The organism is Massilia hydrophila (genome assembly GCF_020208145.1).
GTDB classification, from domain to species: domain Bacteria; phylum Pseudomonadota; class Gammaproteobacteria; order Burkholderiales; family Burkholderiaceae_D; genus Telluria; species Telluria hydrophila.
The window spans coordinates 671062-682958 of record NZ_JAHYBX010000001.1; the positions used below are offsets into that span (position 1 = coordinate 671062).

General features: G+C 65.5%; 13 protein-coding genes. 12 read left to right on the forward strand and 1 reads right to left on the reverse strand.

What is annotated here, in order from left to right; translation table 11 throughout:
* Position 1 precedes the first annotated feature (1 nt).
* The 8 genes from LE190_RS03000 (at position 2) to LE190_RS03035 (ending at position 6761) form a co-directional block, all read left to right on the forward strand.
* Positions 2-766, forward strand: coding sequence for a GntR family transcriptional regulator (locus LE190_RS03000; protein ID WP_225237316.1), 765 nt, complete (start codon positions 2-4; stop codon positions 764-766).
* Between the two features lie 210 nt (positions 767-976).
* The gene (sdhC, locus tag LE190_RS03005; RefSeq protein ID WP_439847467.1) at positions 977-1390 is read left to right on the forward strand and encodes a succinate dehydrogenase, cytochrome b556 subunit; all 414 of its coding nucleotides are present in this window, start codon (positions 977-979) and stop codon (positions 1388-1390) included.
* A 2-nt stretch (positions 1391-1392) separates the two neighbouring features.
* A complete protein-coding gene (gene sdhD, locus LE190_RS03010) occupies positions 1393-1761 on the forward strand; it encodes a succinate dehydrogenase, hydrophobic membrane anchor protein (protein WP_225237318.1) in 369 nt (122 codons plus the stop codon).
* A 2-nt stretch (positions 1762-1763) separates the two neighbouring features.
* A complete protein-coding gene (sdhA, locus tag LE190_RS03015; RefSeq protein WP_225237319.1) occupies positions 1764-3542 on the forward strand; it encodes a succinate dehydrogenase flavoprotein subunit in 1779 nt (592 codons plus the stop codon).
* A gap of 54 nt (positions 3543-3596) precedes the next feature.
* Positions 3597-4307 (forward strand): succinate dehydrogenase iron-sulfur subunit, encoded by a 711-nt coding sequence (locus LE190_RS03020; RefSeq protein ID WP_224942728.1) that lies wholly within the window; start codon positions 3597-3599, stop codon positions 4305-4307.
* Positions 4308-4501: 194 nt separating this feature from the next.
* Complete coding sequence (locus LE190_RS03025; RefSeq protein ID WP_439847456.1) at positions 4502-4804, forward strand: FAD assembly factor SdhE; 303 nt, start codon at positions 4502-4504, stop codon at positions 4802-4804.
* A gap of 63 nt (positions 4805-4867) precedes the next feature.
* Positions 4868-6169, forward strand: coding sequence for a citrate synthase (gene gltA, locus LE190_RS03030; protein WP_225237321.1), 1302 nt, complete (start codon positions 4868-4870; stop codon positions 6167-6169).
* 61 nt (positions 6170-6230) lie between these two features.
* Entirely contained in the window at positions 6231-6761 is a 531-nt protein-coding gene (locus LE190_RS03035; protein WP_225237322.1) for a DinB family protein, read from the forward strand.
* A gap of 32 nt (positions 6762-6793) precedes the next feature.
* Here the strand turns inward: LE190_RS03035 and LE190_RS03040 are convergent, their stop codons facing one another.
* Complete coding sequence (locus tag LE190_RS03040; RefSeq protein WP_225237323.1) at positions 6794-7240, reverse strand: hypothetical protein; 447 nt, start codon at positions 7238-7240, stop codon at positions 6794-6796.
* A gap of 111 nt (positions 7241-7351) precedes the next feature.
* Between LE190_RS03040 and LE190_RS03045 the strand changes: the two genes are divergently transcribed.
* The 4 genes from LE190_RS03045 to LE190_RS03060 all read left to right on the forward strand — a co-directional run bounded on the left by LE190_RS03045 (position 7352) and on the right by LE190_RS03060 (position 11837).
* Positions 7352-7678, forward strand: a complete 327-nt coding sequence (locus LE190_RS03045; RefSeq protein WP_225237324.1) for a TfoX/Sxy family protein — start codon at positions 7352-7354, stop codon at positions 7676-7678.
* A 248-nt stretch (positions 7679-7926) separates the two neighbouring features.
* The gene (gene paoA / locus LE190_RS03050) at positions 7927-8604 is read left to right on the forward strand and encodes an aldehyde dehydrogenase iron-sulfur subunit PaoA (RefSeq protein WP_225237325.1); all 678 of its coding nucleotides are present in this window, start codon (positions 7927-7929) and stop codon (positions 8602-8604) included.
* On the forward strand, positions 8601-9563 hold the full coding sequence (locus LE190_RS03055; RefSeq protein WP_225237326.1) for an FAD binding domain-containing protein: 963 nt from the start codon (positions 8601-8603) through the stop codon (positions 9561-9563). Before paoA ends, LE190_RS03055 begins: the two co-directional genes overlap by 4 nt.
* Before the next feature lie 15 nt (positions 9564-9578).
* On the forward strand, positions 9579-11837 hold the full coding sequence (locus tag LE190_RS03060) for a xanthine dehydrogenase family protein molybdopterin-binding subunit (RefSeq protein WP_225237327.1): 2259 nt from the start codon (positions 9579-9581) through the stop codon (positions 11835-11837).
* The last annotated feature ends 60 nt before the right edge of the window (positions 11838-11897 follow it).

Consider the following 11897-nt stretch of genomic DNA (forward strand, 5'->3'; position numbering starts at 1 on the left):
TATGAACCCCCTTTCGCCCAACAGCAGCGATGCGGCCGGCACCGACGCATCGCCGTCGTTCCGTCCGTTGTACCAGCAAATCAAGGCCCTGATCACCCAGAGCCTGCAGTCGGGCGAATGGAAGCCGGGCGAGATGATGCCGAGCGAAGTCGAGCTGGCCGGCCGCTTCAAGGTCAGCCAGGGCACGGTGCGCAAGGCCATCGACGAACTGGCCGCCGAGAACCTGGTGGTGCGCCGCCAGGGCAAGGGCACTTTTGTTGCCACCCATGCCGAAGAGCGTGCGCACTTCCGCTTCCTGCGCCTGATGCCCGACGAGGGCGTCCCCCACCATCCCGACAACCGCTTCATCGCCGTGCTGCGCATCCGCGCCACGGCCGAGGTCGCGCGCCTGCTCGAGCTGAAATCGGGCGACGCCGTCGTGTACATCAAGCGTGTGCAGTCCTTCGACGGGGTGCCGACCATCCTGGAAGAGCTGTGGCTGCCGGGCCAGCTGTTCAAGGGCCTGACGGCGGAGCGCCTGGTCGAGTACAGGGGGCCGATGTATGGCCTGTTCGAGTCGGAATTCGGCACGCGCATGATCCGGGCCACCGAAAAGATCCGCGCGGTGGCGGCGGATCCGGTGGCGGCCGAGCACCTGAAGGTGGCGGAAGGAACGCCGCTGCTGTGCGCGGACCGGGTGTCGTTCAGCTACGGAGACAAGCCGGTGGAACTGCGGCGCGGGATTTATTCGACGGCGCGTCACCATTATCAAAACGAGTTGTCGTAAGAGATGACCGTAGGGCGCTAGCCCCTGCAGGGATCGCACGGAGCGATTAAAATAAGTTGGTTTTGGGTAAGCGACGAACAGTGCCCGGTTCGCCGCAGGGATGTCCCGACTATCTGCATGCAGATGCTTGGTGCCCCGTCACAAAATCGGCGAAAATGAAGGGTTCACTAAAATCTGTTGTCATAAGGGAGGTGTTACATGTCCGAAGCCGTGAGAGAAGCTGCAAAAAAAGGGCGGCCGGAGTTCCGCAACGTTGGCATTGGGGATATTACTGGTAAATATCGCATGCCGCCATCGGCCATCGTGTCGATCCTGCACCGCGTCAGCGGCGCCGGCCTGTTCCTGTTCCTGCCGTTCCTGCTCTACCTGCTGCAGGAAAGCCTGCTGTCGGAAATCTCGTTCGAGCACTTCCGCGGTGTCGTGAGCAACCCGTTCGCGAAAATCATCATTCTGGGCCTGTCCTGGGCTTACCTGCACCACTTCGTGGCCGGCGTGCGCCACCTGTTCATGGACAACCACCTGGCCCTGGACAAGGACGCCGCCCAGAAGACCGCGCGCTGGGTGCTGATCATCAGCCTCGTGCTGACCGCGCTCGTTGCACTGAAACTGTTCGGAGTCTTTTAATCATGGCAAACAAGAATAATATCGGACCGCGCCGCCTCGTCGTCGGTGCCCACTATGGCGTCAAGGACTGGCTGGCGCAGCGCGTCACCGCCATCGTGATGGCCGTGTTCACGGTCGTCCTGCTGGTCTCCTTCCTGACCGGCCAGAATTTCACGTATGAAGGCTGGGCCGGCCTGTTCGCCCGCCAGTGGTTCAAGCTGTTCGCGCTGGTGACCTTCCTGGGCCTGTTCTACCACGCCTGGGTCGGCATCCGCGACATCTGGATGGACTACATCAAATCGGCAGGCCTGCGCCTGATCCTGATGCTGGCGACGATCTTCTGGCTGATCGCCTGCGCCGCCTGGACCGTGCAAATTCTCTGGAGTGTGTAATCGTGGCAGCAATTAAAACCGCAATCCCTTCCCGCCGCTTCGACGCGGTCATCGTTGGCGCCGGTGGTTCCGGCATGCGCGCATCGCTGCAGCTGGCCGAAGCCGGCCTGAACGTGGCCGTGCTGTCGAAAGTGTTCCCGACCCGTTCGCACACCGTGGCTGCCCAGGGCGGCATCGGTGCTTCGCTGGGCAACATGAGCGAAGACGACTGGTACTGGCACATGTTCGACACCGTCAAGGGTGGCGACTACCTGGGCGACCAGGATGCGATCGAATTCATGTGCCGCGAAGCCCCGAAGGTCGTGTACGAACTCGAACACTTCGGCATGCCTTTCGACCGCAACCCGGACGGCACCATCTACCAGCGTCCGTTCGGCGGCCACACCGCGAACTTCGGCGAGAAGCCGGTCCAGCGCGCCTGCGCGGCCGCTGACCGTACCGGCCACGCCCTGCTGCACACCCTGTACCAGCGCAATGTCCGTGCCCGCACCCACTTCTTCGTCGAGTGGATGGCCCTCGACCTGGTGCGCGACGCCGACGGCGACGTGGTCGGCGTGGTGGCCCTGGAAATGGAAACCGGCGACGTGATGATCCTGGAAGCGAAGACCACCATCTTCGCCACCGGCGGCGCAGGCCGCATCTTCGCCGCATCGACCAACGCCTTCATCAACACCGGCGACGGCATGGGCATGGCGGCACGCGCCGGCCTGCCGCTGCAGGACATGGAGTTCTGGCAGTTCCACCCGACCGGCGTGTCCGGCGCGGGCGTCCTCATTACCGAGGGCGTGCGCGGCGAGGGCGGTATCCTGATCAACTCGAACGGCGAACGCTTCATGGAGCGCTACGCGCCGACCCTGAAGGACCTGGCGCCGCGCGACTTCGTCTCGCGTTCGATGGACCAGGAAATCAAGGAAGGCCGCGGCTGCGGACCGAACAAGGACCACGTGCTGCTCGACCTGCGCCACATCGGCAAGGACACCATCGAGAAGCGCCTGCCGTCGATCCTGGAAATCGGCCACAAGTTCGCCAACGTTGACGCCACCAAGGAACCGATCCCGGTCGTGCCGACCATCCACTACCAGATGGGCGGCATCCCGACCAACATCCACGGTCAAGTTGTTGCGCCGGACGGCACTGGAGGTCAAAAGATTGTTAACGGCCTGTACGCGATCGGCGAATGCGCCTGCGTGTCGGTGCACGGCGCGAATCGCCTGGGCACCAACTCGCTGCTCGACCTGGTGGTGTTCGGCCGCGCGGCCGGCAACCACGTGGTGGCCTCGAACCTGAAGCAGAAGGTCAACAAGGCCCTGCCGAAAGATGCGGCCGACTTCGCCATGGACCGCCTGAACCGCCTCGAGACCTCGACCGGCAGCGAAAAGGTGCAGGGCGTGGCCAACGACATCCGCGCCACGATGCAGAAGTACTGCGGCGTGTTCCGTACCGACGAACTGCTGAACCAGGGCGTCAAGGAAATCATGAAGCTCGACGAGCGCCGCAAGCACGTCTCGTTCAAGGACAAGTCGAAGGTGTTCAACATGGCGCGCGTGGAAGCGCTGGAACTGGACAACCTGATCGAGACCGCAAAAGCGACCATCGTCTCGGCCGCGGCGCGCAAGGAATCGCGCGGCGCCCACGCCCACAGCGACTACGAGCAGCGCGACGACGAGAACTGGATGAAGCACACCCTGTGGTTCTCGGAGAACAACCGCCTCGAGTACAAGGCCGTGGTGCAGAAGCCGCTGACCGTCGACACCTTCAAGCCGAAACCACGTACTTTCTAACAAATATTTTTGTGGCCGGGACCCGTGTCCCGGCCGTGACGAGATAGGTAAAACATGGCACGCACCGTCCAACTCAAGATTTACCGCTACGATCCGGACAAGGATTCGAAGCCTTATATGCAAGACATCACCGTCGAGCTGAAAGACACCGACAAGATGCTGCTCGACGCGCTGCAGCGCATCAAGTCCGACGTCGACGACTCGCTGTCGCTGCGCCGCTCCTGCCGCGAAGGCGTGTGCGGTTCCGACGCGATGAACATCAACGGCAAGAACGGCCTGGCCTGCACCACCAACCTGAACGAGCTGACCCAGCCGATCGTGCTGCGTCCTCTGCCGGGCCTGCCGGTGATCCGCGACCTGATCGTGGACATGACCAACTTCTTCAAGCAGTACCACTCGATCAAGCCGTTCCTGATCAACGACTCGATCAAGCCGGAGAAGGAGCGCCTGCAGTCGCCGGAAGAGCGCGAAGAGCTCGACGGCCTGTACGAGTGCATCCTGTGCGCCTGCTGCTCGACCTCCTGCCCGTCGTTCTGGTGGAACCCGGACAAGTTCGTCGGTCCGGCCGGCCTGCTGCAGGCCTACCGCTTCATCGCCGACTCGCGCGACGAAGCCACCAACGAGCGCCTGGACAACCTGGAAGACCCATACCGCCTGTTCCGCTGCCACTCGATCATGAACTGTACGGACGTGTGCCCGAAGGGCCTGAATCCGAACAAGGCGATCGGCAAGATCAAGGAACTGCTGGTTCGTCGCGCCATTTAAGTCGCGTCTTCTCGGACGTGATTTGAACGCGTGGGCGGACAAGCCGCCCACCCTACGGGTATCACGATGTTCGTAGGGTGGGCGGGTCTCCCGCCCACGCGTTCAACAAGCTGCAGCACATGGCAGCAACTTGCGACATCTGCATATAAAGATGCCGCAAATACAGTAAAAGTACCGTACTGCCTAAACACGGCATGCGGAGTATGATGTTGACCCAACAACGGACTCAAGTGAAAACGCATCAATCCGACCCCGCCAACCGCGCCCGCCTGCGCTGGCGCGCCCGCCGCGGCCTGCTCGAGAACGATTTGATCCTCACGCGCTTCCTGGATGCGCATGAAGAAGAATTGAGCGACGAGGACGTCGATGCGCTGACCCGCTTGCTGGACCTAGCGGACAACCCGCTGATGGACCTGCTGCTGGGCCGGACCGAGCCTGAAGGCGAGGTCGACCAGCCGCACGTGCGCGCCTTGCTGGCACGCCTGCGGCAGGCGTAGTTCGAGACCTACAGCCAGAATTCGTATTTGTTTTTAGATCCACTCCCACAAGAAGGAAGTGCCATGAATATCTCTGATACCAAAGCCACCCTGTCGTTCTCCGACGGCAGCCCGTCGATCGACATGCCGATCTACAAGGGCACCATCGGCCCGGACGTCATCGACATCCGCAAGCTGTACGGCCAGACCGGCAAGTTCACCTACGACCCTGGCTTCATGTCGACCGCCTCGTGCAATTCGAAGATCACCTACATCGACGGTGACAAGGGCGAGCTGCTGTACCGCGGCTACCCGATCGAGCAGCTGGCCGTCAACTGCGACTTCCTGGAAACCTGCTACCTGCTGCTGAACGGCGAACTGCCGAACGAAACGCAGAAGGCCGAGTTCGAGAACACCGTGACCCGCCACACGATGATTCACGAGCAGATGAACTTCTTCTTCCGCGGCTTCCGTCGCGACGCGCACCCGATGTCGGTCCTGGTCGGCACCGTCGGCGCGCTGGCCTCGTTCTACCACGACTCGCTCGACATCAACGATCCGAAGCAGCGCGAGATCTCGGCCATCCGCCTGATCGCCAAGCTGCCGACCCTGGTCGCGATGGCCTACAAATACTCGGTCGGCCAGCCGTTCATGTACCCGCGCAACGACCTGTCGTACAGCGCCAACTTCATGTACATGATGTTCGCCAACCCGTGCGAAGAGTACAAGGTCAACGACGTGCTGGTGCGCGCCCTGGACCGTATCCTGATCCTGCACGCCGACCACGAGCAGAACGCATCGACCTCGACCGTCCGCCTGGCCGGTTCGTCGGGCGCCAACCCGTTCGCCTGTATCGCTGCCGGTATCGCTTGCCTGTGGGGCCCGGCACACGGCGGTGCCAACGAAGCCGCACTGACCATGCTGAAGGAAATCGGCTCGGTCGAGAACATCCCGGCCTTCATCGAGAAGGTCAAGGACAAGAACTCGGGCGTGAAGCTGATGGGCTTCGGTCACCGCGTGTACAAGAACTTCGACCCGCGCGCCAAGCTGATGCGCGAAACCTGCCACGAAGTGCTGAACGAACTGGGCCTGCAGGACGACCCGCTGTTCAAGCTGGCCATGGAACTGGAACGCATCGCGCTGGAAGACGAATACTTCGTCTCGCGCAAGCTGTACCCGAACGTCGACTTCTACTCGGGCATCGTGCAGTCGGCCCTGGGCATCCCGGTCTCGCTGTTCACCGGTATCTTCGCGATGGCCCGTACCATCGGCTGGATCGCCCAGTGGAACGAAATGATCGCGGATCCGGAACAGAAGATCGGCCGTCCGCGCCAGCTGTTCGTCGGCTCGCCGGTACGCGACGTGCCGGCGATGGACAAGCGCTGATCCAGCGATCGGCTCGACAAAAAGCGGACTTCGGTCCGCTTTTTTTACGACGGGAACACGCATGCCGAACCGGGAAGCTATCGCCTTGCTCGCGTCCTATAACGCCGACATGAACGGCAGGCTGTATGCCGCCGCCGCACGCCTGCCGCAGGAAGCATTGCGCATCGACCGCGGTGCGTTCTTCGGCTCGCTCATCGGCACCCTGAACCACATCGTGGCGGGCGATACCATCTGGCTGCGCCGCTTCATGGGACATCCTGCGGATTTCGCGGCCTTGAAACCGATGGCCGCTATCGCCATGCCTGGCGCACTGGCCTGGCGCTACAGCGATGACCTGTCGCTCCTGTACACGCACCGCGTCAGGATCGACGGGATCATCACGGCTTTGGCCGCGGAGCTCACTGACGCCGACCTGGCGCAGCCGCTCGCGTACCGCAACGCGCGTGGCGACAACCGGAAGCATTTCGGCCACCTGCTGCTGCATTTCTTCAACCACCAGACCCATCACCGCGGCCAGGCCAGTACCCTGCTGTCGCAAGCAGGCGTCGATATCGGCGTGACCGACCTGCTCGAGTGGATCCCCGATGCGTAGCTGCGGCGCCGAACGCGAGCCTGCCGGCACGCTCAGCGCGTCCAGCTGCATTTCCCCCTGAGCACGGCCGCGCCCCAGAAGGGCAGGGCATAGATGCCGCCCACGCCCACCACGTAGTCCCCGAAGACCGTCTTGACCACCGTGCTGTGCGGCTGGTGGCGCAGCGGGTCGGGGCCCAGGCAATGGGGCTTGGCCGCCTGCGCGAACTTGCGTGCGAATTCGCGGTAGGGGCCGCCGCTCAGGGCCTGGCTCGACGCCGAGAAGGAGGTCGCGGGCAGCTCGTCGAGGGTGGCGCGCACGGCCGCCCGGATCGCTTCCTCGCTCGGCCGGGCGCCGGCAACCGGTTCCGGGGCATTGGCGGGCAGGGCGAACGGGTCCGGCGTGGCGACGCCGGAAGAGGGCGGCGCATCGGCATGAGCCGCGCACGCGCAGCAGGCCGCCACAGCGGCAAGGACGATCGGAAGCCGGGCTTGGGTCATGGTCGGGGCGCGCTGTGGATGAGCTGCTGACTGTAGCCAGATCTCTTGGCAAAATGCTTATGGGAGCATGAAGGCCCACCAGATTATGAGCAGCGGATAAAAGGAGAAACAATGGGGACGGAACAGCGCTTCGTGGACCATGTCGTCGAGGTGGCCGGGCTGGGCGGCCGCCTGACGCACAAGAAGATGTTTGGCGAATATGCCCTGTACCTGGATGGGAAGGTGACCGCCTTTGCCTGCGACAACAGCCTGTACATCAAGCCTTCCAGGGCAGCGGCCGCGCTGGCGCCCGACCTGCCCCAGGACCCGCCCTATCCGGGTGCGAAGGATTACCCGATCGCCGACGAGCTGCTCGACGAGCCGGCCGCGCTGCGCCGCCTGCTCGAGGAGACGGCCGCCCTGATGCCCTCCCCCAAGCCGAAGAAGCCGAAGTCCTAGGCGTTCTCGGCAGCAAACTTCCCGGGGCTGCCTTGCCTGAGCGGTTCGGCCGGCCTCGTTCGGGACCGGCCGCGCGCGCGAACTGCACGCCCCGAAAACCGGAAAAGCGTTATGTTCTTGGCTTCGGTCGTGCACGCATTTTTGTCAATTTGCGTGAATACACGGCCATGCGCATCAATGGCGTCAATTCGGGAGCGCGTTCCCGCTGCGCCAGCGCCCATCCTGCCCCTGCCCAGAAAGGAAGAACGATGCCCGACTTCGATCACAACCGGCGGCAGCTGCTCAAGGCGTCCACGGTCGCCGTCGGCGGTGTCGCCGTGGCCGCGCAGCTTGCCGCGCCGGCCGAGGCTGCGCCCGCGGCAGCGCCCGCCGCCTCCACCACGCCCGCCACCATGAACGTCAGGCTGAAAGTCAACGGCATCGAGCACCAGCTGCAGGTCGATCCGCGCACCACGCTGCTCGACGCCCTGCGCGACCGCCTGCACCTTACCGGCAGCAAGAAAGGCTGCGACCAGGGCCAGTGCGGCGCCTGCACGGTCCTGATCGATGGCCGCCGCAGCACCTCCTGCCTGACCCTGGCCGTGATGCAGGAAGGCCACGAGATCACCACCATCGAAGGCCTCGGCACGCCGACCAACCTGCATCCGCTGCAGCGCGCCTTCATCAAGCATGACGGCTACCAGTGCGGCTTCTGCACCCCGGGCCAGATCTGTTCCGCGGTGGGCATGCTGGACGAGATGCGTGCGGGCGCGCCGAGCCACGTGACGGCCGACCTGAACGCGCCGCCGCAGGCCAGCGACATGGAACTGCGCGAGCGCATGAGCGGCAACATCTGCCGCTGCGGCGCCTACTCGAACATCCAGGAAGCGATCGCCGAGGTGGCCGGCATCGCCAGCCCGGCCACGGCAGGAGGAGCCAGGCGATGAAAGCCTTTACCTACGAACGGGCCAGGACCCCGCAGGAAGCCGCCGACGCCGCGGCGCGCCAGCCGAACGCGCGCTTCGTGGCCGGCGGCACCAACCTGCTCGACCTGATGAAGCTGCAGATCGAGACGCCATCCCACCTCATCGACGTCAACGACCTGGCGCTCGACCGCATCGAGCCGTTGCCTTCCGGCGGCCTGCGCATCGGCGCCCTGGTGAGAAACAGCGACCTGGCGGCCGACCTGCGCGTGCGGCGCGACTACGGCGTGCTGACCCGCGCGCTGGTGGCCGGCGCCTCCGGCCAGCTGCGCAACCAGGCCACCACCGCCGGCAACCTGCTGCAGCGCACCCGCTGTCCCTATTTCTACGACACCAACGTGCCCTGCAACAAGCGCAAGCCCGGTAGCGGCTGCAGCGCCATCGGCGGCTTCACCCGCCTGCACGCCGTCGTCGGCCAGAGCGAGGCCTGCATCGCCACCCATCCGAGCGACATGGCGGTGGCCATGTGCGTGCTCGACGCACAGGTCGAGACCGTGGCGCCGGGCGGGGCCACGCGCGTGATTCCGATCGCCGACTTCCATCGCCTGCCGGGCAACACGCCGCACCTCGACCACAACCTGAAGCCGGGTGAACTGATCACGGCGGTGACATTGCCGCCGCCGGTCGGTGGGGTGCAGGCCTATCGCAAGGTGCGCGACCGGGCGTCCTATGCCTTCGCGATCGTCTCGGCCGCCACCATCGTGCTGTCCGACGGCAGCGGCCGGGTGGCGCTGGGCGGCGTCGCCCACAAGCCGTGGCGGGTGGAGGCGGCCGACGGCGCCTTCGCGCGCGGCGCGCAGGCCGTCGCCGGCGCGCTGCTGGCCGGTGCCCGCACCACCGAGGACAACGCGTTCAAGGTGCCGCTGGTCGGACGGGTCCTGGCCGCGGCCATCGCCGACGCCGGAACGGCCATGCGCGCATAAGGGAAAGGGACAGCCATGAAATTCAACGAACCAGCCAGCACCAATCCGATCGACCAGCTGAAGGTGGTGGGCCAGCCGGTCGATCGCATCGACGGCCCGCTGAAGACCACCGGCACCGCGCCGTATGCGATGGACCGCCACGACGTGGTGCCGAACCAGGCGCACGGCTACGTGATCGGCTCCGCCATTCCCAGCGGGCGCATCGTGGCGATCGACCTGGCGGCGGCGAAGGCGGCGCCGGGCGTGATCGCCATCGTCACCGCCCAGAACGCGGGCAAGCTCGCCAAGGGCAACTTCAATACCGCCCTGCTGCTGGGCGGGCCGCGCGTCCAGCACTACCACCAGGCGGTGGCACTGGTAGTGGCCGAAACCTTCGAGCAGGCGCGCGACGCCGCCGCCCTGGTGCGCATCCGCTACGAGCGCGACAAGGGCGCCTACGACCTGCAGGCGGTGCGCCACAAGGCGGTGGCGCCGAAGAAGGAGGCGGCCGAGACGCGGGTCGGCAACTTCACCGGCGCGTTTGCCTCCAGCCCGGTGCAGCACGACGGCGAATACCATACCGCCCACGAGTCGCACATGATGATGGAGCCGCACGCCAGCGTCGCGGCCTGGGACGGCGACCAGCTCACGGTCTGGACCTCGAACCAGATGATCGCCTGGGCCCGGGGCGACCTGGCGAAGACGCTGGGCATCCCGAAGGACAAGGTGCGCGTGCTGTCGCCCTACATCGGCGGCGGCTTTGGCTCGAAGCTGTTCCTGCGCGCCGACGTGCTGCTGGCGGCGCTGGGAGCAAGGGCGGCGCGGCGGCCGGTGCGGGTGCCGCTGCAGCGCGCACTCATCCCGAACAACACCACGCACCGCTCGGCGACGGTGCAGCGCATCCGCATCGGCGCCACGCGCGAAGGCAAAATCACCGCGATCGCGCACGAGAGCTGGTCCGGCAACCTGAAGGACGGCTCGCCGGAAAACGCCGCCACCCAGACCCGCGCGCTGTATGCCGGCGAACACCGCATGACCGCCAACCGCGTGGCCGAGATGGACCTGCCGGAAGCGAACGCGATGCGCGCCCCCGGCGAGGCGCCCGGCATGGCGGCACTCGAGATCGCGATGGACGAGATGGCGGAAAAGCTGGGCATCGACCCGGTGCAGTTGCGCATCCTGAACGATACCCAGGTAGTGCCGGACAATCCGGAAAAGCCGGCGTCCAGCGATCCCCAGTCGAAGAAGCCGGAAAAGGAAAAGCACAATCCGCATCCGCCGTTTTCCAAGCGCCAGTTCATCCAGTGCCTGCAGACGGGCGCCCAGCGCTTCGGCTGGGAACGGCGCAACGCCAGGCCGGCCTCGGTGCGCGACGGCCGCTGGCTGGTCGGCATGGGCATGGCCGCGGCCTTCCGCGACAACCTGCTCACCAAGTCGGCGGCCCGGGTGCGCCTGGACCGGCGCGGCATCCTGACGGTGGAAACCGACATGACCGACATCGGCACCGGCAGCTATACCATCATCGCGCAGACCGCCAGCGAGATGATGGGCGTGCCACTCGAGCGGGTGCGGGTGCGCCTGGGCGACTCGAGCTTCCCTGCATCCTGCGGCTCGGGCGGGCAGTGGGGCGGGAACAATTCGACGGCAGGGGTGTATGCGGCCTGCATGAAGCTGCGCGAGGCGGTGGCGCGCCAGGCCGGGCTGGATCCGGAACGCGCCATCTTCGCCGATGGCCTGGTGCGCGCCGGCGGGCGCAGCCTGCCCCTCGGCGAGGCGGTGGGCGGGCGCGAGCTGGTGGGCGAGGACCTGATCGAATACGGCGACATCAACACCCGCTTCCAGCAATCCACCTTCGGCGCCCACTTCGTGGAAGTTGGCGTGGACGCGGTGACCTGCGAGGTGCGCATCCGGCGCATGCTGGCCGTGTGCGCGGCCGGGCGCATCCTCAATCCGAAGACCGCGCGCAGCCAGGTGATCGGCGCCATGACGATGGGGGCGGGCGCGGCCTTGATGGAAGAGCTGGCGGTCGACAAGCGGCTCGGCTACTTCGTCAACCACGACCTGGCCGGCTACGAGGTGCCGGTGCATGCCGACATCCCGCACCAGGAAGTGATCTTCCTCGACGAGGTCGATCCGATGTCCTCGCCCATGAAGGCCAAGGGCATCGCGGAGCTGGGCATCTGCGGGGTGGCGGCGGCGATCGCGAACGCGGTCTACAACGCCACCGGGGTGCGGGTGCGCGAGTACCCGATCACGCTCGACAAGCTGATCGGCGGCATGCCGCTGTCGGTATAAGGCGGGGACGCTTGCGGCGCGGTGACAATGCGTGAGCCGATCCGCTTGCGCATCTGCTAT